General features: G+C 44.7%; 22 protein-coding genes and 3 tRNA genes. 9 read left to right on the top strand and 16 right to left on the bottom strand.

The genetic code is table 11. From position 1 onward, the window contains the following. Window positions 1-257 precede the first annotated feature (257 nt). From OH459_RS11935 to OH459_RS11925, 3 genes are all read left to right on the top strand, one after another. Window positions 258-1,520 carry a hydroxymethylglutaryl-CoA reductase gene (locus OH459_RS11935; protein ID WP_017189080.1) on the top strand — a complete coding sequence of 421 codons (1,263 nt, stop codon included), beginning with the start codon at window positions 258-260 and terminating at the stop codon, window positions 1,518-1,520. 786 nt (window positions 1,521-2,306) lie between these two features. Further along, entirely contained in the window at window positions 2,307-3,869 is a 1,563-nt protein-coding gene (locus tag OH459_RS11930; RefSeq protein ID WP_269986923.1) for a DUF1800 domain-containing protein, read from the top strand. 9 nt (window positions 3,870-3,878) lie between these two features. Next, window positions 3,879-5,204 carry a DUF1501 domain-containing protein gene (locus OH459_RS11925; RefSeq protein WP_269986921.1) on the top strand — a complete coding sequence of 442 codons (1,326 nt, stop codon included), beginning with the start codon at window positions 3,879-3,881 and terminating at the stop codon, window positions 5,202-5,204. A gap of 69 nt (window positions 5,205-5,273) precedes the next feature. Here the strand turns inward: OH459_RS11925 and OH459_RS11920 are convergent, their stop codons facing one another. Continuing rightward, window positions 5,274-6,371, bottom strand: a complete 1,098-nt coding sequence (locus OH459_RS11920; protein ID WP_017189083.1) for a ketoacyl-ACP synthase III — start codon at window positions 6,369-6,371, stop codon at window positions 5,274-5,276. A gap of 165 nt (window positions 6,372-6,536) precedes the next feature. Between OH459_RS11920 and trxC the strand changes: the two genes are divergently transcribed. Continuing rightward, window positions 6,537-6,971: a thioredoxin TrxC gene (trxC, locus tag OH459_RS11915; RefSeq protein ID WP_005446926.1), complete on the top strand. Its 435-nt coding sequence runs from the start codon at window positions 6,537-6,539 to the stop codon at window positions 6,969-6,971. 176 nt (window positions 6,972-7,147) lie between these two features. Continuing rightward, window positions 7,148-8,308 (top strand): MFS transporter, encoded by a 1,161-nt coding sequence (locus OH459_RS11910; RefSeq protein ID WP_005446927.1) that lies wholly within the window; start codon window positions 7,148-7,150, stop codon window positions 8,306-8,308. Between the two features lie 106 nt (window positions 8,309-8,414). Here the strand turns inward: OH459_RS11910 and OH459_RS11905 are convergent, their stop codons facing one another. Next, window positions 8,415-9,311 (bottom strand): helix-turn-helix domain-containing protein, encoded by an 897-nt coding sequence (locus OH459_RS11905; RefSeq protein ID WP_029789304.1) that lies wholly within the window; start codon window positions 9,309-9,311, stop codon window positions 8,415-8,417. A gap of 52 nt (window positions 9,312-9,363) precedes the next feature. On the opposite strand from OH459_RS11905, the gene OH459_RS11900 reads away from it, so the two are divergent. Beyond that, entirely contained in the window at window positions 9,364-10,749 is a 1,386-nt protein-coding gene (locus tag OH459_RS11900) for an MATE family efflux transporter (protein ID WP_269986918.1), read from the top strand. Window positions 10,750-10,756: 7 nt separating this feature from the next. On the opposite strand, the gene OH459_RS11895 is transcribed toward OH459_RS11900, so the two are convergent. Together OH459_RS11895 and OH459_RS11890 are read right to left on the bottom strand one after the other, a co-directional pair. Beyond that, entirely contained in the window at window positions 10,757-11,155 is a 399-nt protein-coding gene (locus tag OH459_RS11895) for a nitrous oxide-stimulated promoter family protein (protein ID WP_269986917.1), read from the bottom strand. A 254-nt stretch (window positions 11,156-11,409) separates the two neighbouring features. Then, window positions 11,410-11,919: a GNAT family N-acetyltransferase gene (locus OH459_RS11890; protein ID WP_017819651.1), complete on the bottom strand. Its 510-nt coding sequence runs from the start codon at window positions 11,917-11,919 to the stop codon at window positions 11,410-11,412. A 72-nt stretch (window positions 11,920-11,991) separates the two neighbouring features. Between OH459_RS11890 and OH459_RS11885 the strand changes: the two genes are divergently transcribed. Continuing rightward, on the top strand, window positions 11,992-12,180 hold the full coding sequence (locus OH459_RS11885; RefSeq protein WP_005446933.1) for a DUF2986 domain-containing protein: 189 nt from the start codon (window positions 11,992-11,994) through the stop codon (window positions 12,178-12,180). A 71-nt stretch (window positions 12,181-12,251) separates the two neighbouring features. Here the strand turns inward: OH459_RS11885 and OH459_RS11880 are convergent, their stop codons facing one another. After that, entirely contained in the window at window positions 12,252-14,423 is a 2,172-nt protein-coding gene (locus OH459_RS11880; RefSeq protein ID WP_269986913.1) for a TonB-dependent receptor, read from the bottom strand. Window positions 14,424-14,511: 88 nt separating this feature from the next. Continuing rightward, window positions 14,512-15,252, bottom strand: a complete 741-nt coding sequence (locus tag OH459_RS11875) for a siderophore ferric iron reductase (protein ID WP_199450747.1) — start codon at window positions 15,250-15,252, stop codon at window positions 14,512-14,514. 390 nt (window positions 15,253-15,642) lie between these two features. On the opposite strand from OH459_RS11875, the gene OH459_RS11870 reads away from it, so the two are divergent. Continuing rightward, complete coding sequence (locus OH459_RS11870) at window positions 15,643-16,974, top strand: anaerobic C4-dicarboxylate transporter (RefSeq protein ID WP_005446939.1); 1,332 nt, start codon at window positions 15,643-15,645, stop codon at window positions 16,972-16,974. 98 nt (window positions 16,975-17,072) lie between these two features. Here OH459_RS11870 and OH459_RS11865 read toward each other — a convergent pair whose 3' ends face one another. Then, window positions 17,073-17,561 carry a LabA-like NYN domain-containing protein gene (locus OH459_RS11865; protein ID WP_005446941.1) on the bottom strand — a complete coding sequence of 163 codons (489 nt, stop codon included), beginning with the start codon at window positions 17,559-17,561 and terminating at the stop codon, window positions 17,073-17,075. 127 nt (window positions 17,562-17,688) lie between these two features. On the opposite strand from OH459_RS11865, the gene OH459_RS11860 reads away from it, so the two are divergent. After that, on the top strand, window positions 17,689-18,129 hold the full coding sequence (locus OH459_RS11860; protein ID WP_009696657.1) for a DUF4174 domain-containing protein: 441 nt from the start codon (window positions 17,689-17,691) through the stop codon (window positions 18,127-18,129). 21 nt (window positions 18,130-18,150) lie between these two features. Here OH459_RS11860 and cobA read toward each other — a convergent pair whose 3' ends face one another. From cobA to OH459_RS11815, 9 genes are all read right to left on the bottom strand, one after another. Next, entirely contained in the window at window positions 18,151-18,909 is a 759-nt protein-coding gene (gene cobA / locus OH459_RS11855) for a uroporphyrinogen-III C-methyltransferase (RefSeq protein WP_029789298.1), read from the bottom strand. Between the two features lie 297 nt (window positions 18,910-19,206). Continuing rightward, on the bottom strand, window positions 19,207-20,055 hold the full coding sequence (locus OH459_RS11850; protein WP_005446948.1) for a formate/nitrite transporter family protein: 849 nt from the start codon (window positions 20,053-20,055) through the stop codon (window positions 19,207-19,209). Between the two features lie 182 nt (window positions 20,056-20,237). Further along, the gene (gene nirD / locus OH459_RS11845; RefSeq protein WP_005387969.1) at window positions 20,238-20,561 is read right to left on the bottom strand and encodes a nitrite reductase small subunit NirD; all 324 of its coding nucleotides are present in this window, start codon (window positions 20,559-20,561) and stop codon (window positions 20,238-20,240) included. Window positions 20,562-20,574: 13 nt separating this feature from the next. Then, window positions 20,575-23,139, bottom strand: coding sequence for a nitrite reductase large subunit NirB (gene nirB, locus OH459_RS11840; RefSeq protein WP_269986899.1), 2,565 nt, complete (start codon window positions 23,137-23,139; stop codon window positions 20,575-20,577). Window positions 23,140-23,491: 352 nt separating this feature from the next. After that, window positions 23,492-24,844 (bottom strand): sensor domain-containing diguanylate cyclase, encoded by a 1,353-nt coding sequence (locus tag OH459_RS11835; protein WP_154203041.1) that lies wholly within the window; start codon window positions 24,842-24,844, stop codon window positions 23,492-23,494. A gap of 126 nt (window positions 24,845-24,970) precedes the next feature. Continuing rightward, window positions 24,971-25,456, bottom strand: coding sequence for a hypothetical protein (locus tag OH459_RS11830; RefSeq protein WP_009696661.1), 486 nt, complete (start codon window positions 25,454-25,456; stop codon window positions 24,971-24,973). Window positions 25,457-25,808: 352 nt separating this feature from the next. Continuing rightward, window positions 25,809-25,882, bottom strand: a tRNA-Cys gene (locus OH459_RS11825). A gap of 165 nt (window positions 25,883-26,047) precedes the next feature. Further along, window positions 26,048-26,121: transfer RNA gene (locus OH459_RS11820), tRNA-Cys, on the bottom strand. 5 nt (window positions 26,122-26,126) lie between these two features. Further along, window positions 26,127-26,202 (bottom strand) — tRNA-Gly (locus tag OH459_RS11815). Between the last annotated feature and the right edge of the window lie 59 nt (window positions 26,203-26,261).

Here is a 26,261-nt window from a genome sequence, read left to right as displayed (position 1 = left end):
TTTACCGACTTGCCCGTTTCTTACCTTCCTACGTCGACGTTATGCATGCTTTATAATGCCGTATTTTCAATGCGTTATATTAATACCCCATCGTATTCCTTATTTGTTATCTGATCGATATCAAGCAATATTCCGCTCAAGCCGCGCATTGTTCAATTTGAAGCTGAGCAGCCTTTTGTTGCAAAACGTATACACGGGATTGTAATCACGTTTTGTATCACTACAATTCCAAACCAAATGAATAAAGAAACGTTTGTATGCCGAAATTAAATTTAGACAGCGCAAGGAAAAGCTCTGCACTTTCTGAGAATGGAACCTGCGAAAAAGTACAATCGGCATTAGAACCGAAATACCACAAGCCAGAAAAGAAACTTTGCCTCAGTGCAGGTCTGACGGAGAAGCACATTCAACGCCGTTGGAACGTGCTGGAATCGATGACAGACAAAGATCTTCTCTTAGATCCTTTCACGCAATCGCATTACCACCAATACGCCAACAACATTGAGCACTTTATTGGCACGGTAAACGTTCCTGTTGGTGTTGCAGGTCCTTTGCGTATTAACGGTCTGTACGCAAGCGACGACTATTTAGTACCACTTGCAACAACGGAAGCTGCATTGGTGGCGTCTTACAACCGCGGAGCAAACTTAATTACTGCTGCTGGTGGTGCGAGTACCCTTTTGATCAGCGAAGGTGTGAGCCGTACTCCCGTGTTTGGTTTCCAATCACTTGCAGAAGCAGCGCAGTTCGTCAGTTGGGTAGTGACTCAATACGATATCTTCCGTAAAGAAGCGGAATCAACCACTACACACGGCAAACTCAAAGACATCAACGTTAACATTGAGGGCAATCATGTTTACCTCGTGTTTGAATACGTGACGGGCGACGCGTCTGGTCAGAACATGGTGACCATCGCGACGCACAAAGTATTCCATTACATTCTTGAACACAGTCCAGTCACTCCGCTTGATGCTTACCTAGATGGCAACTTATCTGGTGATAAAAAAGCCAACGCACACACGTTGCGTTCAGTCCGCGGTAAAAAAGTATCCGCTGAGGTTACAATCCCTGCGGCATTGGTTGAGAAATACCTGCACACGACACCAGATGCCATGGTGAAATTTGGCAAGATGAATACGGTCGGTGGATTACTAAGCGGCACTATCGGTATTAATGCGCACTATGCCAATGCCCTCACCGCTTTGTACATCGCATGCGGACAAGACGCGGCTTGCGTTGCAGAATCAGCAGTTGGTATTACTCGAATGGATGTGGATTCTAACGGCAATCTATATGCCTCCGTAACTTTACCAAACATCATGGTTGGAACTGTTGGCGGCGGTACTGGCTTACCAACTCAGAAAGCGTGTTTGGATATACTTGGCTTGCATGGAAATGGCAAAGCGAAAGCGTTGGCAGAAGTGGCAGCTGGTCTGTGTTTAGCGGGTGAGCTTTCTATTGTTGGTGCTTTCTGTGCCGATCATTTCTCCCGCGCGCACCATAAGCTAGCAAGAAAATAGTCTCACGAGATCCAATAAAACCACTCTTTTTTAGGCTCTGTTAACCTTTCGAACTGATTTTTGTAGCGAATTGTTGGTTACTTTTACAAGGCAAAGACTTTGCTGTGTAGCTAGCCTACACGAGAAGTTGATAACGCAATACAAATGACCAACAAACGCTGCCCGAAGGGTTCGGTTAGTCGCTCCCGGCGAAAGTCGTTTTATGCTTTGTTTAGGAATATTTGCTTAGAATGACTAGGCGTTCCAATCCGAACAAAATTTAACCGCGAAAGAGCAACAGATCCTCATCGTAGAGTGGTTTCTATTATTAAACCCAAGAAACTACGGTTACAGCGCACCACTGTATAAATACACAGAACACATAAAACCCTCACCTTTCGTGAACGGTTTAACTCGTCACGCTTGATGGTTTCATTTCTTATTCAAAATTTCTTTAAAAGCTCATAAAACCACAACTAAGTGTTATATCAATTTGCACTTTTCGGTCAAAGCTGACTCAAACGTTCTCGTTCTCAAAGTATGAATTCAAAAAAGTTTCATATTTTATTTGAGATAGCTCACATCACATTGCTCACCGATTATTCAGTCACTTATTATTTTTTCTCATTAAAAATTAACCTTCAGCAAGACTATTTTCTGCAATTAATAACTTTGATAGTGATTTTTACCGTCTATAATCCGTTCTGCAGCTGCTTGATTTAACTGAATTTATTAATTAGCTCATTAAGAGCTTCATTACTCCCGTTAAATGGATTTAAGTCGTTCCTTTGGGTAAGAGAGTTAACGATGAAACGTCAGAAGCAAAATGAAATTTCTTGTTGGGTATTGGGCTTTGTTGCCATGCTGCTGTTCTTTGTCGGACCAGTGTCGGCTGACGAAGACGACCCTGACCAAGCGACCGCACGATTTTTATATCAAACGACATTTGGTCCAACTCCTGCTTTGATAGACCAGATAAACCAAACCAGTTATGACACGTGGATTACAGAACAAATACTTCTCCCACCCACCTATCACAGTGATCTTTACTTCACTCCTTTCAGCAAAGGAGCCCAAGCAAATAGAGAAAACGCTTGGTATCAAATTGTTTTAACCTCCGAAGATCAACTGCGTCAGAGAATGGCGTTTGCATTAAGTCAGATTCTGGTGGTCTCAAAAAATGGCGGTTTCTTATCGAGCAAGCCAACCGGACTAGTCAGCTATTACGACTTACTCGTTGAGAATGCGTTTGGCAACTATAAGGATTTGTTGCTCAAAGCGGCTAAACACCCTGCAATGGGAAATTACCTATCTATGATGGGGAGTACGAAAGAAAACCCAACAACCGGCGCACTACCTGACGAAAATTTTGCTCGCGAGCTGATGCAGCTCTTCACTATTGGGTTATATCAACTCAACCTCGATGGCAGTGTTAAGTTTAATCATGACACCGGGCAACCTCTTGCTACCTATTCACAAAACGATATTCAAGAACTCGCTCGAGCTCTAACTGGCTGGAATAAGTCGGATGTCGACTTTGTGTTACCAATGCGAGTGGTAAACAGCCTTCATGATACCAACGAGAAAGTCGTGCTTGGGTCCACTATCCCTGCTGGTTTAGATGCAGAAGAAGAGCTCGAACTTGTCATTGATATCTTAATGGCTCATGACAACATCGCCCCTTTTGTTTCTAAATTGCTCATTCAGCGATTTGTCACCTCAAACCCAACGCCAGAGTACATTGCTCGCGTTGCTAGTACGTTCAATAACAATGGCAAGGGCGTGAAAGGCGATTTGCGCGCGGTAATTAAAGCGATTCTTCTCGACGACGAAGCGCGAGGATTGACATCGAACCAACCAATTAAAGTTAAAGAGCCAATCTTGGTCATCACTAATTTCCATCGCGCTGCTGGTTTTACTCTGACAGCGGCACGTTACGACAACGCAGTATCCTTGATGAATATCGCGAATCAAGGACCATTGCGCTCTCCATCCGTGTTCAACTTCTACTCTCCTGATTATCAGCCGTCAAAAGACTTTGTCTTTAATGGTTTAGTTGCACCGGAATATGAACTGTTTGATTGGTCGGTATACACCGAACTGGTGAACTTCATGCTTTATAGCGTGCGCAAAGGTTCCGAATCGACTTACACGCTCAATATGGATGAACTTTATCAACTCCTCGATGACCATAACGCTTTAGTTGATCGTGTCGACATGCGTTTCTTTGCTGGAACCGCTTCACCAGAGCTAAAACAACTCATGATTGAGGTGCTCGATAATTACCAAACCAGTTACGTACCGAAAACCAAACTTGCTTTAGTGATTTTCACAGCAATTTCGGGCAGCGAATTCTACATTCAAGATTAGGAGCGGATTATGAAACTCTCACGACGCAACTTTATGAAAGGTACCGCTTCTTTGGGTGCTTTTGCTTCTGTCGGCTTATCAGGCTACGCACTCGCAACACCGAGCAATGACTTCCGTGCTTTGATCTGTGTTTATATGGATGGCGGTAACGATGCAATCAATACCTTCTTGCCACTCTCCGACTTTCATTATGATCAATATGCCAGCGTGCGCGGTAAGTTATCGGTCGCAAAAAATACCGTCATTCCGATTGGCTTAAACGCCAAAGATAATCGAGGAAATGACGTGCCTTTGGGGATGCACCCTAAGTTGGCTCGATTAGCGGAGGTCTTTGAAAATGGCGATGCGACGGTCGTCCTGAACAGTGGCGTACTTGAACAGCCAATGTCAAAGCAGATGATCGAGTCTGGCGAAGTGCCCTTACCGGATCAACTCTTTTCTCACAACTCGCAGACCAAAACTCTGATGCGTGGCGGTATGGATACGTTTTCAAACCTTGGTTGGGCAGGACGTATGCTCGACATAATGGGACGAACGTCTGAGATTACTCCACTCTACAGTGTTCATGGTGACTCCTTATGGTTGCGCTCACTTGAACATAGGCAAACAGTTTTGAAAAAGGACCGCGCCGTCCAGTTGAGTGCGATTGGAAACCCGCTTTACAAAGAAGTGTACGATCAGTTGTTAGCCACTTCTCCCGATAATCCATTCAGCGGACATTTTAATCTCATGGTGGATGAATCAATGACCATGAGTGGTGTGTTAGCTGAGCAACTGCATAACGTCGACAATGCGCCACTTTTTACCTCTACAACGCTAGGGAAACAGATGCAGACGGTTTACAAGCTTATCGCAAGCCAGAGCCAATTAAACCAACAACGACAAGTGTTCTTTGTTAAACATACCGGTTACGACGTTCATGATTCACAGCTTTCAAAACATCCTGCATTGCTAGAAGACTTGGCGACTAACCTGTTCGCTATGTATCGCGCTATTGATGCACTTGGAATGCGTGACAATGTCACTACATTTACCATGTCTGACTTTGGGCGACGCATGACAAATAATGGCAATGGTACCGACCATGGCTGGGGTGGACATCAATTTGTGATGGGAGGCGCGGTAAATGGTTCTCAACCAATTGGAACTTGGCCCGAATTGATACTAGGTGGTGAAGATGATTACTCTAAAGGGCGTTTGATTCCAAGAATCGGCACTGATCAAGTAGGTGCAACCTTAGCTCAATGGATGGGCATTACTGATGGGACAGCAATGGATTACGTGTTCCCAAATATACGCAACTTCCCTTCCTCTAACCTTGGCTTTATGTCATAACTGCTGCAATCCAGTACGCAAAAAAGGGAGCATTATGCTCCCTTTCATTTATTGAGTTTGATATCTCATTTAAGCGTCTTCGCTGCGTGGTCGTTCATTACATAGCTTGATTGCACGCTCTAGAAGTTCTAATGCGGTCTTGTCGCTTTCTGGTAATGCCGCTTCACTTTCGCCAATTGGCGTTACGCGGTCACCCCATTTCAACACAGCAGCGCCCCATGTCAAACCAGCGCCAAATGCAGCCAATAACATGTTATCACCTGGCTTCACGCGACCTTGCTCAAGAGCTTCACACAATGCGATTGGCACTGTTGCTGCTGATGTATTTCCGTAGTTTTGAATATTCACGAACGCTTTTTCTTGTGGGATACCAGAAAGGTCACACAGCGTTTGGATGATACGGATGTTCGCTTGGTGCGGGATTACCACGTCGATTTGATCTGTAGTTAACTCTGAAGCTTTCAGAACCGTTTTCGCAGCCAGCCCCATGCCTTTAACTGCGCGTTTAAAGATCTCTTGACCAACAAAGTTGAAATCCCAATAACCGTTGTCTTCAGCGAAGCGGTCCATGCATGTACCAAACTTAGGAACAGAGAGAATGTCTCGCCCTTTTGCATCACAACCAATTTGTGATTGCAGAAGACCCGTTTCTTGCTCTGTACGTGTCAGAACGACTGCACCAGCGCCATCACCGAACAATACTGCCGTATCACGCATTGCCCAGTCGATGTAGAAAGAAAGACGTTCCGCACCAATGATGATCGCATTACGGTAGTTGCCCGACTGGATCAAACGCGTACCAGTTTCAAGACCGTAGACAAAACCCGTACACGCCGCGTTTAAATCGAACGCGGCAGCAGAGCGAATACCAAGGTTTTGTTGCACCTTAGAGGCAATGTTTGGAATAAGAGAATCAGGAGAGCATGTCGCAACAATGATAAGGTCGATGTCACTCGCTTCCACGCCAGCACGAGCCATCGCATGTTGCGCAGCTACCGTTGCCATGTCCGACGTATTTACGTGGCTAATGCGACGGTTTTCAATACCAGTACGGGTGCGAATCCATTCATCTGAAGTTTCAAGGAAAGTGCTAAGGTCGTCGTTAGAGAGCGAAGCTGGTGGAAGGCATTTTCCCCAGCCAGTAATTTCAGCGTAGTAATTTGTCATCGCAGACCTATTTATTGTTGTATTTTAATGAAATTTCTTAGAACCTGTTCGGGTCCAAATACAAACCTGTCATATCGTATTTCGGCAGGCTAAAAAATAAGTATACAAATTATGAAGCAGACTGGTAAGTCATGTTTTCATCAAGTTGTCATAAAGGAAGAAGTCATGTCATCGTTTAAAACTCGTTGCCCGTCTTGTGGCGGTTTAAATCGTGTCCCTAATGAGCGAGTTGCAGAAGCTGCAAGTTGCGGTAAATGTAAGAACGCTTTATTTGATGGTGCGCCTGTAGAAGGCACCATCGATAACTTCTCAGCACTACTAGAGAGTGACACTCCAGTCGTGGTTGATTTCTGGGCACCATGGTGCAATCCATGTGTTGGTTTTGCTCCTGTTTTCTCGGATGTCGCACAAGAACAGACCGGAAACGCTCGTTTTGTCAAGATTGATACTGAGGCTCAACAACAATTGGCGGCTCAATTCGGTATTCGTAGTATCCCTACCATCATGGTATTTAAGAATGGACAACGCGTTGACATGATCAACGGAGCATTACCAAAAACTCAATTCGATCAGTGGCTAAATCAAGCACTTAACAAATAAACCCAGTCGCCAGCCTCGCTCTCGGGCTGGCGTTTTTATGCAGCATTTCCTCATAGAATTTCGATAAATAACTTTTGTCGAAACGACTCAAATATATCATTTTACTTGCCTATTAATTAGCCTCATATTCGCGCCAAATAACCCCTGATTTTTACTTAACTTATAGGCGCAAAACATTGGAAAACACAGCCATTCCTGCAGCATCACCACGAGTCACAGTTCCTGTCGTAGCACTGTCTCTTTATGCAGTGGCATCAGGCTATTTGATGAGCTTGATCCCTCTCATGCTTGGTGAATACAACATCTCTGCTGATTACGCGAGTTGGTTGGCGAGTGTGTTCTATGGCGGTCTATTGTTTGGCGCCATGTTCTTTGAGCGAATCGTTCGCAGCGTTGGACACCGTAAAGCGTTTGTCGGTAGCTTGGCAGCCTTTTCTCTGACAATCATCGTTTTGCCGATTATTCCTAATGGTATGGTATGGCTATTTGCACGCTTTATTGCGGGCATCGCAGTAGCGGGCGTATTCGTCATCGTAGAATCATGGCTAATGTCTGGCGATGAATCCTCACGCGCTAAACGTTTGAGTCTATACATGCTTTCTTTGTACGGCGGTTCTGCGCTTGGTCAATTTGGCATTGGCATTCTTGGCGTAAGTGGTGGCGTCCCTTTTGTTGCCATCACGACACTGATCTTGATGGCGATGCTAGTGCTACTATTTATCGACTGTGAGCAACCAAACAGCCATGAGTCTACTGCACTGTCGTTCAAACAGATTTCTAAACTAAGCCACGCTGCAATCATTGGTTGTGTTGTTTCAGGTCTTACTCTGGGAGCAATTTACGGTCTGATGCCAGTAGAGCTCGCAAACCGTAAAATCAGCCACCAAGACATTGGGACTTTGATGGCGTTAGTGATTCTGGGCGGTATGTTGGTTCAACCTATGGTGACAACCTTAAACAAGTACATGGCACGTACTGTACTAATGGCGTTCTTCTGCATCCTTGGCATTTTCTCTATCGGACTGACTTTCATTTCTTCGTCAGCGGTGGTGTTGGCAGTGGCGTTGTTCCTATTGGGCATGGCTACATTTGCTCTATACCCAATTGCGATTAACCTAGGTTGTGAAGGCTTAGACGAGCGTTTCATCGTGTCTGCAACGCAAGTCATGTTGTTTAGCTACAGCGTGGGTTCAGTAGCAGGTCCAGTGGTTGCTGATAAATTTATGGGTCAAATGCACGGTTTGTTGGGCTACTTATTTGCAGCATTACTTGCAACTTGCATTTACATGCTAATCGCAGCAACTAAATCCAAGCACCAAATGGCGGCAGGTTTGTAATTTTTAACCTGTCCCAACCAGACAAAAGAAACGAGGGTTCATGCCCTCGTTTTTTTGTTTCTGAAATACTCTACTCTTTAAATCATTGGGGAATTAAAGCGGCTCATTAGTTTTGATTCTCCAATAATTTCTTGCGATAACGTGTTGGCGAACTGCCGTAGAACTTTTTAAATCGGTGCGTGAAGTTGTAAGGATCACGATAACCCAATCGGTTTGCTATCATGACAACCGACCAAGCTGGATACTGTAATAAGTCCGCCGCTTTGTGCATGCGAAGCTCAATTAACTTGCTCCTCGGACTCATGTTGAATAATTGTTTGGACAGTCGGTTAAACTGCTCTTCACTTATAAAACATCGCTTTGCCATCTCGGCGACCGTCCAAGGTAGGTGCAGTTGCCCTTCCACTTCATTAAATAATGTTTGAACGCGAGAAAGCGAGCTACTGATAGGCGTTTCGACGCTTTTGACTAAACGTTGTACTTCGCTGATCAATAACTGACGAAAACCAGTACGACCGCCTATCTCATTGTAGAGCAAGGTCATTAACGCCCAAATTTGCTCTGAACCTTGGAAAGGCATGACCGTCTGACCAAGATCCGACAGATGCCGCCAAGAACCTGCATTCTGAGGTAGTAGCCAAACCATTTTCCAATGATCTTTGTCAGGATTCATTTCAAACCGAAAGCACGTATCGACAGGCAAAATGGTCAGCGTATAAGGTTCTATCTCTTTGACAGAATCGGGGGTTATCAGAACGCCACCACCTTCAACCGTAAACAACAAAGTATGCACACCAACTTTGTTTCTTTCGACATGATAACCATCACGTAACTCAGCCAAGCCTGCCATAAAAATGTCTGCACGATGCCACTCAGGAATCTCTGTCAAAGTGAGAAAGCGTTCCTTACATGCAGGAGCCAAGTACACGTCATCTTGCCATTCCGTTTTGGTTGCAAATTGCTCAATGACGGATTTGCACAGCTTTTGTGGTTTTTCACACATGTATTTCCTTTCCTATACGCTTTATATTCCTCTCAAAATTTGAGGAGTGACTATGGCAAACAACATTGGTATCAAAAATAGTGCTAACCCTTTATATAACGGGCTACTTAAGCAGATTGTCCGTTTGGGTTTTCCTGTCGCCATCCAGAGTGCTTTGGTAGCAATACTTGCCTTAGCCGATGTTCTCATGGTTAGCGATTTTGGTAAAGAAGCAACCGCGGCTGTGGGAATTGCATCAAAATGGCATTTTGTCGCCATTATGATCATGGCAGGTTTAGCATCTGCAAATGGCACACTTGTTGCGCAATATTGGGGACGAGACGATGCCGTAAGTGCAAAAACCGTCACCGGTATTGCGATTCGTTTTGGTCTAAAGGTGCTTATTCCTGTCACTCTAATTATCACAGTTGGCAGCGAAGTGATCATGCGCCTGCAAACCAGCGATATTCAAGTCATTGACCTTGGTTCTACCTACCTTTGGTATGCGTTCCCTGTGTTGCTACTGACTCACATCATTATTGTATTAGAAGCCAGCATGCGATCGTCTGGTGACACCGTCACTCCGCTATTAATGGGAGCAATGACTATTGTGCTCAATATCGCTCTGAACTTTTGGCTCATTAAAGGCGGGCTAGGTATACCTGCAATGGGTGTTGCAGGTGCGGCATTAGCGACGACGATTTCTCGCTTATTCCAAGTGCTAGCCATGATTGGCTATATGCGTTGGCGTAAACATTGGTTATTGGAAGTAAAAGAAGGGGTTGAACGCCCCTCTTTGTGGCTCTCTTATCGCCGTTTGGCATTACCAATGACCTTAGGCGCGCTACTTTGGGCCATTGGTACGATGGTGTATCAAATGATTTTTGGTCACATGGGCACGACAGAACTCGCGGTGTTTAGCATGTTAGGTCCATTCGAATCTCTGTGTTATTCCATCTTTTTTGGAATCTCTGTTGCGTGTTCAGTGATGATTGGGCAGTCGTTAGGGCGTGATGCCTTTGAGCAAGCTCAGCACATGGCAAGCTTCTTCATTAAAGCGGTGTTTGTGTTTGGTATTTCGATTGGTGCATTACTGCTACTAAATCGAGAGTTAATCATTGCAGCATTGAACCTAGATAACCCAGAACTTTACCCACTCGCGGCACCCGCAGTCGTGATTTTATGTAGCGCGATTTGGCTCCGCATGCTAAACATGATCATCATAAACGGCATTATTCGAGCGGGTGGCGATAACGTCTTTTGTTTACGCATGGACTTTATCGCGATGTGGATGACTGGATTGCCTTTGTGCGCCGTCGCCGCGTTCGTCTCAAGTTGGGAGTTTAAATACGTTTACGCACTAATGATCGCAGAAGAAGTAGTGAAATTGGCACTGTGTTATCGTCGATACACGCAAAAGTATTGGATCAAGAATCTCACCGTTGTTACGACTTCTTAGTACGTTTTTAACTAGGCTTCTTGGCTTCGCGTTCTGCACTCATTCGTTTGTGGCGATTCGACACATTTGCAGCTGGTTTATTTGGAACCTCACGCTTCTCATGCACCAAGTGCCGAATCGCTAAGATCGGATGCTTGAGTAACATTCTCGGTCCTGAATAACGCATCACTAAACGCATTTGCTCTTTAGGGTCGGGTTTGTAGCAATGTATTGGGCATTTATTGCAAGTCGGCTTGTCTTCTCCGTAAGGACAACGATCAAGCCGAACTTCCGCATATTCTAACAATTCGCGACATTCCGCGCATAGCTCACCTTTTGTGCCATGGTGGTCTTTACAGTAAACCTCGACCATCGCCTTAACGGTTTTAAATTCAGTGGCGAGTTTACCTAACAAAATGTCGCTCATTTTTTTCCTCTAACTAAAACAGCTTCATACCCAAGTGACTTCAAGATGCAGGATTCAGAGCCCTGTCATTGATTCGAGAGCAAGGAAAACTACGCCGTGTAATAGCAAGCTCTTTCCAAGTTGTTTGACGTAGCCATTTGTTTGACTAAAAAACCAAGTCATTCACGCTGAACCTAGTATCTCAGGTTACTTGGTATAACCCAGAGACCTTAACAATAAGGCTTTAACTAAAAGGACCTTAGTTACTTATCTGGTTACAACTCCTTCGTATAGAGCTGTAAAGTTCGACCATTATCGTAAGTCTGCTCAACGCGTTCAAACTGAAAACCCAATTTTTCTAGCAAACTTATACTGCGAATATTGTCATTATTGGTGATAGCGACCAAGTTTTCTATATTCATTTCCTCACGAGCAAAATCCACGACGACACTTGCGGCTTCTTTCGCGTAACCTTTGCCATAAGCGCTAGGCAGATAACCGTAACCAATATCAAACGCTGTTAATGTATCGCGTTTAACCAAACCACAAATGCCAACTGGTTGTTTATCATGGTTGGTTTCAACCACCAGCAAACTGACCCCCTTAAGTTCCTGCATTCTTAACATGTTATCTTGGATGTAACGCTTGGCTTCTTCTAGGGTTCGAATTTGTTTGTCACCGACGAAACGATAAAAGTCTGGTTGGTTGTAGAGTTCTAAAATAAACGGCGCATCTTCTACACTGACAAGACGCAGTGTGAGGCGCTTGGTAGTAAGTGTTTTCATAGGGAATCCATTAGGGTTGTAACTTGGCGGAAAAATCACTATCCTGCCCCGCTAAATTAAAGGACCAACACCATGAACCGCAAGAAGAAAATTAATTCGATTTTAAAAGCGAAGCAGAAAAAACAAAATGCAAAGCTTCATAAGAGCAATAAGCCTCGCTACATCTCAAAAGCAGAACGCGCGAAGATGGAAGCGGAACAGCAAGCTAATGAGCAAACTTCACAAGCCACTGAAGAAACTCAAGCAACAGACGAAGCATAAAAGAAAAGCCGCATAACGCGGCTTTTTTTATCCAAATTTAACGTGCTTATTTGTATCTCAGATACGGACTTTTAGTACTCAAGGCTGTAGTTAAGCGTGAACGTACGACCTCTTCCCTTATAGTCATAAGCAGCAGACTCATAGTGAGTTGCGTATAGGATTTGCGCACGTTGTCCCCACACCGTGGTGTAATCCTCGTTAAACAGGTTTTGGATTCCGAATCCTAATTGACCAACAGGCAGTATCACGCTGCCTAGCAAATCAAATGTTGTGTATCCATCTAACTTGTTGTTCGCATCATCTTCGTAATCGAACATAGTTTGGCTTTGTAGACGCACAGAGTAATCGTTTTGGTACCATGCTGCCCAAGCGTTCGCTTTAGATGTACTTGCCTTACCAGCACTCAAATCTTCCCATTTACCATTGGTCTTCAATTCAGATACGACATAATGACCGGAAGCACCAACAAGAATATCACTGGTTACCCAGTAGTTGATGTTTGCTTCCGCACCATACACACGTTGCTCGTCATCCACACTGGTAATCAGCAAAGTTTTACGGTCGTATTTGATTGAGTTATCTGACAACGAGTAATAACCCGCTGCTTGAAGAGACAACGCTTCCTTATCTAAACGGTAACCAATTTCGTAACTGTCCGTTTTAATGCCTGACAATTTAGAATCAGATACATTGATGCTGTCCTTTAGTGCGTAATGACCATTTGCATCTACTGCATCGTAACTGCCCTGACCATAGTATTTCGCTGGGTCCGCCAATTGGAAACCTTGGGAGAAGTTTGCCCAAACTTGCGACTCATCATTCAACCGATAGATAGTGCCAAGGTTGAATAGGTTAACTGAGTAATCTGTACTGCCACCTGGTACTGAATCAGCCGACGTTCCCGCTCCTGCAGCAATCTTCTTCTGCACACTATAAGCGACAAAGTCATCAATTTTGTTATCCATGTATTGATGGCGATAACCTGCTTGTACAGACCAATCCGAAGTAATTTGGTAGTCCCCTTGAATAAACAATGCGTAAGAAGACACGTCTACACCAGGGTAACGACCAACTTGTGCATACGTCTTGTTTATCAAGTTTCCAGAATTATTAGCAATCGTCGAATCGAAGAGTGCTTGGTTACTGTCGAAACGATCAAGATAAGCATCAATACCATAGATAAGATTAAAATCGTTCCAATTCTTCGCTAACGCCAGACGCCCAGCAAAAACCTCTGTTTCTTGCTGAGAAGCACTTTGGAAATATGGTGTGAAAGTTTGGTCTTCACTTCGATAGGACAACTCACCAATCAATTGATGACCTAATACAGACTCATGGCTGTAACTTGCACTAAGAAGAACACGTTCTGTGCCGTGTTGGCGGTCAGATTCAAATCCTTTACGTACATCGACGAAATCGCGCCCCACAATGTACAGACCATAAGGCGAGTCTTGTTGACTATCATAGTATTGCGCAACTAGGCTAAGTTGGCTTTCATCTGACGTTTGAATCTCCGCAGAGCCCATCACATCAAGCGTTGAATTGTACTGCAGTGAACCTTGTGAGATGTCCGGCGTGACAATGTCACCATTGCCATCATAGAAACCCTGAGTTTCGCCGTACACCACCGAACCACGCGCACTTACTTTGTCGTTTCCGCCAGAGACAGATTGGGCAACCTTATAATCAAAATCGTCACCACCATTAAAACCGGTCGTACCGCTCACGTAAGATTCAAATGCAAGTTCATCTGACGTCGCTTTCTTTGTGACAATATTTATCACACCACCCGTTGCGCCGGCACCGTATATCGATGTCGCACCGGATAACACCTCAATACGTTCAATATTGAATGGGTCAATCGCGTCGAGTTGACGACTGATTGGGCGTGAGGATTGCAATGACACCCCATCGATCATAACCAACATTGCACGCCCACGGAGGTTCTGCGCGTAGTTAGTTCGACCACCCGTACCAACGTCTAATGACGGAATCGTTGCCGATAAGATGTCACCAAGGTTTTTTCCTGCTCGGTATTGTTGAGCGATCTGCTCTTGATCAACGAACCAAACCGTACCTGGAATGTCTGAAATGGACTTAGGCATAACACTGCCAACCACCACTACTTGTTCATCCGCATTACTTTGTTCGCTTATGTTAGATTCTTCTGCAAGCGCTTGAATTGCATAGCCACTGCTCATCGCAAGCATGATGAGATTTAAAGAAAACTTCCTTTTTATCATTGTCTTTATCTTTTTATAAATTACAGAGTCGACAATAATACTCATTCTCAATCATAGATCGAGCACTGTTACATATGTTATACGTTTGTTACCTTGCGACACTTCGAGATTTGACGAGTTGCTTATTTTCCTCTGTTCGAGGGCAATCTTCGCACAGTTTTCGCCCTTCACATTTGTAGACTAAACAGCAGCTTTTTCGGACTAATTTCAAAGGACGCTCGTCTGAAAAAGCGTACAGGGATGATGTATTTTCAGAACTTAACCCAAGCGCTTCCAACCACAACTTGGCATGCTGGTGAATGAGCTCGTCACTAAATTGAGGAAAATGTTGCTGGAGTCGAATCAAGCATGCCATCACACCATCAGACATCAATTGATGAGTAAAGCCCGGGCGTATGCGAGTCCAATCACTCATTTGAATTTGATAGAAGTCATAAAGTGCGCGTATTTGCTTACCAGCTTCGACAATCAGTTCTTCAATTTCACCATGAATATGCTGTTCATCAGCAAAGCGGTAACCCGTGACAAACCCTTGCTGCACGTATTGCCCCATCCCCCGTAGATTTGGCAAAGTGTGAAATCCATAGATCGAAATGAATGCCACATACATAGGCTGCCAACAAAGCAGGTCCCATGTTCGAGTTAGCCAATAGGCTTTACCCGCTTCAGGATGCGCTTGAGAAAGCGATTGGTAGAGTGATTGTACAATTGGATTGATGTCGTTATCGATATGGATTGCACTAGCACCAATCTCACCAATACTGCCATGTAAGAATGGCGTGACTTCCTTTGAGTAATGGAAGAGTTGCGGAAAAAACTGCTCAGACATTGTTGTGTTTACGTACGTTTTTGTTTGAACGCAGTTATACGCAAGCCAAGCACTCAATGCAAATAATTATCAGTAATGCTTACACTGTATCACTTTGACGTGCTACAGAGCATTAAAATCAATAAAAAGCCGCAAATAAACGGCAGCAAAACAAACCATTATACCGCGAAGATGCACCAAAATGGTTCGGTTTAACGTCAGAACTAGTGGATAAAAACATTCCAACAACACCAGCTCAAAGGCAGCGTAACACTTTGGCTCCGTAGCGTGAGTTATTCCCAATTATTAGACATTACTATTTCCTATGAAATGGAATGTGAACAAGGCTAAGTATTTTTTTCTTGAATATAGAAACAATAAAAGTCCCTGTTTCTAATAAGGAAATTAAACATGTTGTATCTTGAGTTTCTATTTTTGCTCGTGATGCTGTATATCGGTTCACGGTATGGCGGCATTGGTCTTGGTGTTGTTTCAGGTATTGGTTTGGTCATTGAGGTTTTCATCTTCAAGATGCCACCAACCTCCCCACCCGTCACTGTAATGCTGATCATCCTTGCGGTGGTTACTTGTGCTTCCATTCTTGAAGCTGCTGGCGGTTTAAAATACATGTTGCAGGTAGCCGAGCGCGTACTGCGTAAGAACCCTAAGCGCGTTACCCTCATTGCACCGTTCGTCACTTACTTTATGACCTTTCTACTTGGTACTGGTCACGCGGTATACTCCATCATGCCAATCATTGGCGACGTTGCGTTGAAAAACGGCATTCGCCCTGAGCGTCCGATGGCTGCGGCATCCGTTGCTTCTCAAATCGCAATCACGGCATCACCAATTTCAGCCGCTGTGGTTTACTACCTAGCACAACTGTCTGACATTCAACACGAAATCACCTTGCTATCGATTCTTCTCGTAACAGTACCAGCAACCTTGTTTGGTACGCTGTTGATGTCGCTATACAGCTTGAAACGCGGTAAAGAGCTTGAAGATGACGAAGAGTACCAAGAGCGTCTAAAAGATCCGGTTTGGCGTGAGAAAATCTTAAACACAACGGCAACTTCTTTGGATGAAGTGCTTCCAGCGAGCGCACGCAACTCTGTTTTGCTGTTCATTTTGTCGATTCTTGTGATCGTCGTTATTGCGATGTGGCCGGAAGTACGAACCATCGTCGATGGCGCGAAGCCAATCAGCATGGCGGTGGTTATTCAGATGATGATGCTCTGCTTCGGCGGTATTATTTTGCTTGCGACCAAAACCGACCCACGTGACGTGCCAAACGGCGTTGTTTTTAAATCCGGCATGGTGGCAGCGATTGCTATCTTCGGTATTGCATGGATGTCAGATACCTACTTCCAATACGCGATGCCTCAATTCAAGTCCGGCATTGTAGAAATGGTAACCAACTATCCTTGGACGTTCGCACTCGCGCTATTCATCGTATCAGTAGTAGTGAACTCTCAAGCAGCAACAGCACGTATGATGTTACCTGTTGGTCTCGGACTAGGCTTGGACCCTGCACTGCTTATCGGCTTAATGCCTGCGGTTTACGGCTACTTCTTTATCCCTAACTACCCTTCTGATATCGCGACAGTAAACTTCGATACTTCAGGTACGACTAAGATTGGTAAGTGGTACTTCAACCACTCATTCATGTCTGTGGGTTTAATTGGTGTGATTGGCGCTTGTTGCTTGGGTTACGTGCTAGGACAAATGATCATTCCTTCGTAACTAACCAACTTATAGTTCGGGGCGAGTCATTGTACGTTAATGTACAGCCTGAAGTGACTCGCCCTTTCTTTATTCTCAAAGTTATACAGCGAGAGAAGTTAAAGAAGAAAGTCGTCATCGACAGCAACAAAATGGTCCGCGCAATCAATCAAGGTTTGGGAAGTTAACTTTGGTACGCCATACACTGTGACTTTCTTGTTAAAGCGTTGCTGAATGCGTTCCACCAACAAACTAAAATCGCCATCGCCAGATACCAGAACCACTTCATCCACTTCCGGCGCAATCTCAATCGCATCTAGTGTAATACCTACATCCCAGTCGCCTTTCGAGCTCCCGTCACGACGTTGAATATAAGGTTTAAGCATCACCTCAAACCCAACACCACGCAAAATATGGTGGAACTGACGCTGTTTTGGGTCATTGCTCGCAATGGCATAGGCACGTGCACTCACCACTTCTTTTCCTTGTGTCGCGACATACCAAAACTGGTTGTAATCAAAATTGCTGCGGTACGCTTCACGACAGGTGTAATACACGTTCTGTACGTCGACTAAGATTGCGATCTTTTGTTTGCTTTCAGAGTTCATCTATTTAATACGCTTTATTTGTTTGCCGCATACCCTATGCCACTTTGGACCAAAGCACAATGAGCTAATTCCACTAAACTTACCGTATAACGTGATAAACGAAGTCTCGCGTTTCAAGGAGGGAGCCATGAACAAGTCGACGTTAGCCCTTTTGCTTGCATGCCTCATATCAGGCAATGCGTTTGGTTATCCAGCACACTCACAGTACTGGCCACATCGCAGTGTCCTATACTTTGCCCCTGCGAATGACGACCACGTAAAACAGTTTTTGCTCGAAGCTTTGATGAATGAATGTGAATTGGAAGACCGCGATGTGATCACTTTAGTGATTGCAGAGGACGGTTTTACTGAACCTTCATGGTTAAAAGAAGAGTTCGATTTGAAAATGCTGGCTGCTCTCTACGAAGTCAAAGCAGGTCAACACACTGCGATTCTTTTGGGTAAAGACGGAGAAGAGAAACACCGCTGGGGTGCGAAGACTGATTGGCAGTTCATCAACGATTTGATCGATGAAATGCCAATGCGAAAAAGAGAGATGCAACAGAAACGCAGTCCTTGCGCGATCTAATGCTTAAGACTAAGTCTTCAGTTATTTTCCAAACCAATCCAATTTGCTGTGCAATTGCGTCACGCTGCCAACCACAATCAACGCAGGGCTCACTGCTTGTTCTGCCATATTAGATAGCTCGTTCAGATTACCTTGGAATACGCGCTGCTCTGTACGTGTGCCGTTTTCAATGATAGCGCATGGCATCTCTGGGTCTAATCCATGTGTGATAAGCTTATCCATGATATGACCGCTTTGCTTCAACCCCATATAGAACACAAGCGTGTTGTTTGACTGCGCTAGCGAGTGCCATTCAATCTCACGGCCATCTTTTTGTACGTGACCAGTAATGAACTGAACGCTTTGCGCGTGGTCACGATGCGTTAATGGAATACCTGCGTAAGCCGTTGCACCCGCAGCAGCTGTGATACCCGGAACCACTTCGTATTTGATGCCGAATTCTGCTAGCTCTTCTAGCTCTTCACCGCCACGACCAAAGATAAATGAATCGCCGCCTTTTAGACGTACAACGCGTTTACCTTCTTGCGCTTTTTGCACCAAGATTTGGTTGATTTGATCTTGAGGCACGCAGTGAAAGTCCAACTTTTTACCTACGTAGATCATCTCTGCTGATGCGTGCGCCAATTCTAGAATGTCTTTCGACACCAATCGGTCATACACCACAACTTCGGCTGCTTGAATGGCTTTTAAGCCCTTTACTGTCAGTAAATCTGGATCACCCGGACCTGCACCAACAAGAGAAACAAAGCCGCTGTTTAAAGATGAGTTAACAGTTGTCATATCAACGCCTATCGAAGAATTTAGATATAAAGAGAGACTCTGACAAAGAAACGCTTTTTATAGCCAAATAGCTTATTAGTATATGGGAACGAGGTTCCCTGCTCTGAAGTTCCTTCATCTAAGGAATGACAGGCTTTTCGCTTTGCTTGTTATCGCATTAGATGAGCAGTATTTGTTGAATTGCCCCTATATGAGTCATTCCCGAAAGCGACGAAGGAGCGTAGTCGGGAATCTCTCAGTTCAAGTCCAAAGAGAGTCCCGACTTGTTCATTACCTAATATTGGCAATAAACCTCGATTATTTAGCCATTGCAGGCTGTGCTTTTACTTCTTCTTCAGCATTGATAGAAGGCGCAGTTTTAGCGTGAGTTAGGTACAGTGGAATACAAGTCATCACTAGACCACCAACGATGTTACCTAGGATGGTTGGGATAAGGTTGAAGTTCAACCAAGTCGCAATACCGAAATCAGCGCCTAGAATCATACCTAGTGGGAATAGGAACATGTTTACCACTGTGTGCTCAAATACTAGTGCGAAGAAGATGAAGATTGGGAACCACATCATTGCTACACGACCAGACACTGAACGTGCAGTCATGTTGCCGATAACGCCAAGACACACCATTAGGTTACAGAAGATGCCGCGTACGAAACACGTGATCCATCCGTCCATGCCCATATTTTCGAAACCAAGACTACGTGCTGTAGAAACAGCGACAAATTTCTTCGCTACTGCGTTCAATTCTAGAGAGAAGTTACCTGTTAGAGAGATAGCTACTAGGTAAGCAACGATTAGAGAACCGATTAGGTTACCCAAACCAACCAAACCCCAACAACGGAAGATACGACCCCAAGTGATACCAGGACGGTTTGCAAATTTAGCTAGAGGAGCCAGACCAAAAACACCTGTTACTAGGTCGTAACCCATCACACTTAGAATCACGAAACCAACTGGGAAGACAAGCGCACCCACAACGCCCACGCCCGTTTGTACGATAGTCGTAATAGCCACAACCACCGCTAGCGACAGGATGATACCCGCCATTGTACCGCGGAGTAGCAAATCGCGAGTACTGGTGTTGGTTTTCGCTTCACCCACGTTGATCATGGTTTGAACGAATTCTGCAGGCTTAAAATCAGTAGACATGAATGTGTCCTTATTCAAAAAGTGAAAGTTAAAAATTAAAGATTGAATAGAGAAAGGCTTCCCGTTAACTCAGTAACATCTCGCTTCCCTGTCCCCCGCAGATGACTCTGGAAAGCCTTTACCTATTAAATCTAGATTTCGGTTCATTCCCTCCCCCTTAGAGGAGGGAATGGAAACCACGCTTATGCAGAAATCTCTACTTCGCCGTTGGTTACGCGCGTTTTGTACGCTTTCACGCTAAAACGCTCGTCTTCCATGCACGCACCTGTAGTCAGGTTAAAGCGCTGCTTTTTAAGTGGGCTTGCCACCCAAAGCTCGCCTTGGTGCTCACAGATCAAACCGCGAGAAAGCACGTTTGATTGGAAGAACGGATCTGTGTTGCTGATAGCCAGCACTTCTTCTGCTTGTGTTGGGCGAAATACCGCAACTTGCTGACCATCAACCAGTGCACAAACACCCGTGCCCGGTACGATGTCGCTGATTTGGCAAATCTTTTCAAATGACATAATCAACCTTCCCTTATGCTTCAGTGATCGCTACGTGTAGGATGTCGCCTTTCGCTTCAGGGTGTTTTTCCGTGAAGGTTGCTGGGCGGTGCTGTTCACGCTCTTGTACAAACACGACGTTTTCATCGCGCTTGTCAGAGTTGATGAAGTGCGCGAAACGAGTCAGTTGTGATTCGTCGTTGATAGTCGCAGTCCACTCACACTCGTATTCGTCGACAAGTTTCGCTACGTCTGCTTCTAGTTGCGCGTTGATGCCAAGTTTGTCGTCAACAATCACTTCGCGTAGGTAGTCAACGCCACCTTCCATGTTTTCCATCCAAACTGATGTGCGTTGTAGTGGCGCAGCAGTACGGATGTAGAACATCATGAAGCGGTCGATGTACTTGATTAGCGTTTCTTTATCTAGGTCACTTGCAAGTAGGTCTGCGTGACGAGGTTTCATACCGCCGTTACCACATACGTACATGTTCCAGCCTGCGTCAGTCGCGATGATACCAAGGTCTTTACCTTGTGCTTCCGCACACTCACGAGTACAACCAGAAACACCGAACTTCATCTTATGAGGTGTACGAATGCCTTTGTAACGGTTCTCGATGTAGGAGCCTAGACCAACAGAGTCTTGAACACCGTAACGACACCACGTTGAGCCAACACAGGTCTTCGCCATACGAAGGGCTTTTGCGTACGCCTGACCTGTTTCGAAACCAGCGTCGATAAGCTTGCGCCAGATCTCTGGAAGATCGTCTTTTTGAGCACCAAACAGACCAATACGTTGAGCACCAGTGACTTTGGTGTACAGGTTGTATTCAGCAGCAACGTTCGCTAGCGCACCCAGTGCTTGAGGCGTTACTTCACCACCCGCCATACGTGGGATCACAGAGTAAGTACCGTCTTTTTGGATGTTACCTAGGAAGTTATCGTTCGTGTCGTGCAGCTTAACCAGTTGTGGCTTAAGAATGTGCTCACCCCAGCAAGAAGCCAAGATAGAACCAGCCAATGGTTTACAAACTTCACAGCCGTAACCTTTACCGTATTTTTCTAGAAGCTCATCAAATGTTTTGATCTCTTCAATGCGGATAAGGTGGAATAATTCTTGGCGTGAGTATGCAAAGTGCTCACACACGTCGTTCTTCACTTCGATGCCAGATTTAGCAAGCTCAGCATTTAGAACAGAAGTGACTAGAGGAATACAACCACCACAGCCTGTACCTGCGCCAGTCACGGCTTTGATGTCGCCCAATGTGTGGTGACCATCAGCAACCGCTTGTGCGATCTTGCCTTTGGTTACGTCGAAACAAGAACAGATTACTGCGCTTTCTGGTAGAGCGTCTGCACCTAGTGCTGGTTTCTCAGCGCCTGCGTGTGCAGGAAGGATCAACGCATCCGGGTGTTCTGGTAGGTCGATTTCGTTCAACATAAGTTGAAGCAGGTCGCCGTAATCAGAGGTGTCACCGACCATAACCGCGCCAAGCAGTTTCTTGTTGTCTTCAGAAACGATAAGACGTTTGTAAACTTCTTGCTCTTCGTTTTGGTAAATGTAACTCTTACAGCCTTCGGTACGACCGTTTGCGTCACCGATTGAACCTACTTTTACACCAAGAAGTTTCAGCTTCGCAGACATGTCAGCGCCTTCGAATTTGCTTTCTGTGTTACCTAGTAGATGATCAACGGCAACTGTCGCCATCTTGTAGCCAGGAGCAACCAGGCCGTAGAACATTTCGTTCCAAGACGCACACTCACCGATGGCGTAGATGTTCTCATCAGAAGTCTGACAATGGTCGTTGATAGCAACACCGCCACGAGGTGCCACTTCTAGCTCCATTTGGCGCGCTAGTTTGTCTTGTGGACGAATACCTGCGGAGAATACGATGAAGTCTGTTTCTAGCTCTGAACCGTCAGCAAAACGCATAACGTTGCGTGCATTTGTGCCTTCTGCCGCGATCTCAAGCGTGTTTTTGCTAGTGTGAACGTTCACGCCCATGCGCTCGATCTTTTGACGAAGTTGGTTACCACCAGCTAGATCAAGTTGCTCAGCCATTAGCTTTGGTGCGAACTCAACAACGTGCGTTTCTACACCTAGTGCTTTCAATGCACCAGCTGCTTCAAGACCTAGCAGACCACCACCGACAACAACACCTGATTTGCTCTTCTTCGCACACGCTTCGATCGCTTTAAGATCTTCGATAGTGCGGTAAACAAAACAGTCTTTGCTTTCGTGACCTTTGATAGGTGGAACAAATGGGAATGAGCCAGTAGCAAGAATCAGCTTGTCGTATTGAACTTCACGACCAGTGCTTGAGTAAACAATGCGGTTTTCACGGTTGATGTTAATCGCACGCTCACCGATCAACATGTTAATGCCGTGTTTCTCGTAGAAGCCTTCTTTCACTAAAGAAAGTTCATCTGCAGTATGGTGAGAAAAGTAAGAGGAAAGGTGCACACGGTCGTATGCGACACGAGGTTCTTCACAGAAAACCGTAATGTCCATATTAGACATATCAGCTTTCTCGACTAAGTCTTCGATATAACGGTGGCCTACCATACCGTTACCGATGACTACTAGCTTCAACTTGCTCATTGTACTTCCTAAGGGTTAGGTTCTTATAACTGAGCGCATTGTTAAATGTGAAAGAAAATTAATACATGATGTAAATCAATTACGGAATCAAACTACCCTAAAGGGGTAGATAGGTTAAAACCCTCGATTTAAAAGGGTCTAACGGTAAATTTGCTACATCTTTGTGTAGTAATTCATCACCGAGAAAATAAACTCTTAACATTTCTTCATAAATGAAATGAATCTATTTGGCTGGTACGTGTTGAAAACGGTTTAGCAGTATTGAATTTGCTTGAAAAAATTCAACATTTTATGATGCGATAGAACTAGCTCAGAGTAAGCCCTACTCTTTTACACCATTAGGCTGTGCTGATTATATTTCAATTGGTTTGTCCATAATCACAACGTTGCGTCCTTTATCTTTGGCTAGGTATAAGTTTTTATCCGCAACCTCAAAGGCTTGTTCGAGTGCTTTCTCGCATGCATCCACACTCGGATAAGGCGTTATTTTTGTCAGAGGCACCGCCCCTACTGAAATGGTCACAACTTGTGATGGAAGATTTTTGGCATGTGGAATGGCTAAAGCCTCTACGGCTTGTCTTAAATGTTCTACTTTTGCTTGAAGCACATCTAAGGTATTCCCGTAAACAAGCAAGGCAAACTCCTCGCCGCCTAATCGAAACGACGGTTGGTCCTTACCTAAAAACGAGCGAAAGAGTTCAGCAACATCACATAACGTGTTATCCCCTTCGATATGTCCGTATGTGTCATTAAACTTTTTAAAGTTATCGATATCGCACAAAACGAAGCAGGCATAACTCATATTACCTACCGTTTGCTGAACAAACAGTGGTGCAGTACGTTTGTACAAGTAACGCGACCCTAATCCCGTCAAGGCATCAGTATCAGTTTGTTGACGAAGAACGCGCAACTGGTTTTTGATTTTCGTAATCAAGCTGGAATATGAACGAGCTAAGTCACCAATTTCATCCGATCGCTGAATTTCAGGAATATACGATTGGTCGATCTTTTCAATGTCTTTTTTCATCGACATTGAAAGACGCTTGAGTGGGCTAACAATCCACATGGTGACCATGTATATCATCACCATAGAGATTAATGAAGCGATTAACGCCTCATTAAGCAGCTCTTTAATTAGCGTCGTTTTGATAGTGTCGAGTTTACTTGCATCTAATACCGCCCAAATGTAGCCACCGTTTACGTTTCTTAAAGGCAGACAAACATGAAGCACCGATAGATTGGCATCGTAGTAGAAGTCGGTTTGTCGAAGATAATCTTTTGTCCATGGCAGATTGGTATCTTGATTGAGCCCCTTGCTGATTTGTAGTGCCTCTAAATCAACCTTTGCTTTGTTGATAAGGTATTGGAGCTTATTACGCTTAATTTCATCTGTGTCAGGCGTCGCCGCCAAGATATGCTCAAGGTTTCCCTTTTGCGCTTGGAGCTCCCTTACCTCCTGATCGCTGACATCAATTCGCCACACTTGATTGGATTGTGCCAAATATCGAACTGCCACTTTTTGTTCTTTGTAATCTGACGTGCCGGAGACCTCAACAAACAGTAGACCATCGATGGCTCTGAAGTTCTCTTTGGTCGAAGGCATCATCAAGTTTGCGTAATTACGACCCGCTATAGAGCCGGAGAGAAACGTCATTTGTGAAGACAGATGCGTTTTCGCCATAATCACTGCATGCTCGATACGCATATCCCATTCACTTTGGAAGCGAGTATAGGACAACCCAGAAATAATGGAAATCACTAAAACCAGATGCGATAAAAAAAGCATCTGGTTTATCGTCAACCAACCGAAAACTCGATTACTCACTTTGGATTACTGCTTATCTTTGTACACATCCAAAACGGGCTCTGCGCAAGTACCGTTTATACAGATGTCCTGATAAGTAGTATGGCAACTTTGACAAAACGAAGGCGCCAATGAAGGATGTGAATGGCTAATGTCTTTTCCTTTACGGTCATAGCTGCCATAAATTGCCATACCTCCAATATGTTCTGTCACCCACACGATACCTTCTACTTCTGAAATCGCCACCGCAGTCGGTCCATCTGTATACGGACCGTGAGTTTTGTATTGCTCTATTTTGTTCGGATTCACTCGGATAGTAAGTGGTGACCCCTGACCATTGTTGATCCAGCTGTAGGCTCTTACGGATTCTTGAATAAATAGTGAAGTATCTGGCGGCAGGACAGTATCTGCAGGTAGGTTTTGTGACTCTTTAACAACGGGCCAATCTTGCCACCCTTCTGGGTAACTTGCCATTGACGCTGCAAAAGCAGTATAAGATGCAGTGCTCATCATCAAGACTACGATTTGCCTGCTCAATTGTCTTAACACGTGTGTTTCTCCATAAACCGAATACGCTCTTCCTGAGCAAAAAGACTAACACTTTCATATATTAACAAGTGTTAATATATGATGTTATCAATTAGCCCTTAGTAATGCACATAGTTTATAGACAACAACGTTCTGTTAATACAGTTGAATGATCAAATTGGGATCGTTGAGCAGTTATGCCCAGTCGAAAATCAGGGTGAAATAGAATTAAGAGTTAGATGTAAAGGTTATTGATACTTTTGTCGAAGAATCACAACGAAAAGGCGAATTCTCACGACCGATTGGTCAGAGGTCTGAATTGAAACAAGAAAGAGAATGGAGGCGCCTCCCGGAGTCGAACCGAGGTCCACGGATTTGCAATCCGCTGCATAGCCACTCTGCCAAGGCGCCATAGTGTTTCGTATTGAAACTTTGAAAGGTTCGTCAGAGCGTTTGCTCTTTCGATTATCACCACGTTACTAACGAGATAGAGTCGTTTATCTTCAACGCCTTCGTTTTAATAAGCAGCAATTATACAGTAAACATTCAATAGATATGTAATGGTACTTTATTGAATGGAGGCGCCTCCCGGAATCGAACCGAGGTCCACGGATTTGCAATCCGCTGCATAGCCACTCTGCCAAGGCGCCTCAACTGGAGCGACACACGAGGTTCGAACTCGTGACCTCAACCTTGGCAAGGTTGCGCTCTACCAACTGAGCTAGTGTCGCATAATTTGAGATGGTGACCCGAGCCGGAATTGATGGTCCGACACTCGGCCGGTCAACTC

This window comes from Vibrio sp. MM46 (genome assembly GCF_027587135.1).
In the GTDB taxonomy this organism is placed as follows: Bacteria; Pseudomonadota; Gammaproteobacteria; order Enterobacterales; family Vibrionaceae; genus Vibrio; species Vibrio harveyi.
The sequence above is the reverse complement of the archived record's forward strand: the minus strand, read 5'-3'. Positions and strand labels throughout refer to the sequence as shown.

Coding starts and splice junctions, on each gene's coding strand:
- OH459_RS11935 (WP_017189080.1), top strand. CDS start 258: ATGCCGAAATTAAATTTAGACAGCGCAAGGAAAAGCTCTGCACTTTCT.
- OH459_RS11930 (WP_269986923.1), top strand. CDS start 2,307: ATGAAACGTCAGAAGCAAAATGAAATTTCTTGTTGGGTATTGGGCTTT.
- OH459_RS11925 (WP_269986921.1), top strand. CDS start 3,879: ATGAAACTCTCACGACGCAACTTTATGAAAGGTACCGCTTCTTTGGGT.
- OH459_RS11920 (WP_017189083.1), bottom strand. CDS start 6,371: ATGACAAATTACTACGCTGAAATTACTGGCTGGGGAAAATGCCTTCCA.
- trxC (WP_005446926.1), top strand. CDS start 6,537: ATGTCATCGTTTAAAACTCGTTGCCCGTCTTGTGGCGGTTTAAATCGT.
- OH459_RS11905 (WP_029789304.1), bottom strand. CDS start 9,311: ATGTGTGAAAAACCACAAAAGCTGTGCAAATCCGTCATTGAGCAATTT.
- OH459_RS11900 (WP_269986918.1), top strand. CDS start 9,364: ATGGCAAACAACATTGGTATCAAAAATAGTGCTAACCCTTTATATAAC.
- OH459_RS11895 (WP_269986917.1), bottom strand. CDS start 11,155: ATGAGCGACATTTTGTTAGGTAAACTCGCCACTGAATTTAAAACCGTT.
- OH459_RS11890 (WP_017819651.1), bottom strand. CDS start 11,919: ATGAAAACACTTACTACCAAGCGCCTCACACTGCGTCTTGTCAGTGTA.
- OH459_RS11885 (WP_005446933.1), top strand. CDS start 11,992: ATGAACCGCAAGAAGAAAATTAATTCGATTTTAAAAGCGAAGCAGAAA.
- OH459_RS11880 (WP_269986913.1), bottom strand. CDS start 14,423: ATGATAAAAAGGAAGTTTTCTTTAAATCTCATCATGCTTGCGATGAGC.
- OH459_RS11875 (WP_199450747.1), bottom strand. CDS start 15,252: ATGTCTGAGCAGTTTTTTCCGCAACTCTTCCATTACTCAAAGGAAGTC.
- OH459_RS11870 (WP_005446939.1), top strand. CDS start 15,643: ATGTTGTATCTTGAGTTTCTATTTTTGCTCGTGATGCTGTATATCGGT.
- OH459_RS11865 (WP_005446941.1), bottom strand. CDS start 17,561: ATGAACTCTGAAAGCAAACAAAAGATCGCAATCTTAGTCGACGTACAG.
- OH459_RS11860 (WP_009696657.1), top strand. CDS start 17,689: ATGAACAAGTCGACGTTAGCCCTTTTGCTTGCATGCCTCATATCAGGC.
- cobA (WP_029789298.1), bottom strand. CDS start 18,909: ATGACAACTGTTAACTCATCTTTAAACAGCGGCTTTGTTTCTCTTGTT.
- OH459_RS11850 (WP_005446948.1), bottom strand. CDS start 20,055: ATGTCTACTGATTTTAAGCCTGCAGAATTCGTTCAAACCATGATCAAC.
- nirD (WP_005387969.1), bottom strand. CDS start 20,561: ATGTCATTTGAAAAGATTTGCCAAATCAGCGACATCGTACCGGGCACG.
- nirB (WP_269986899.1), bottom strand. CDS start 23,139: ATGAGCAAGTTGAAGCTAGTAGTCATCGGTAACGGTATGGTAGGCCAC.
- OH459_RS11835 (WP_154203041.1), bottom strand. CDS start 24,844: ATGCGTATCGAGCATGCAGTGATTATGGCGAAAACGCATCTGTCTTCA.
- OH459_RS11830 (WP_009696661.1), bottom strand. CDS start 25,456: ATGATGAGCACTGCATCTTATACTGCTTTTGCAGCGTCAATGGCAAGT.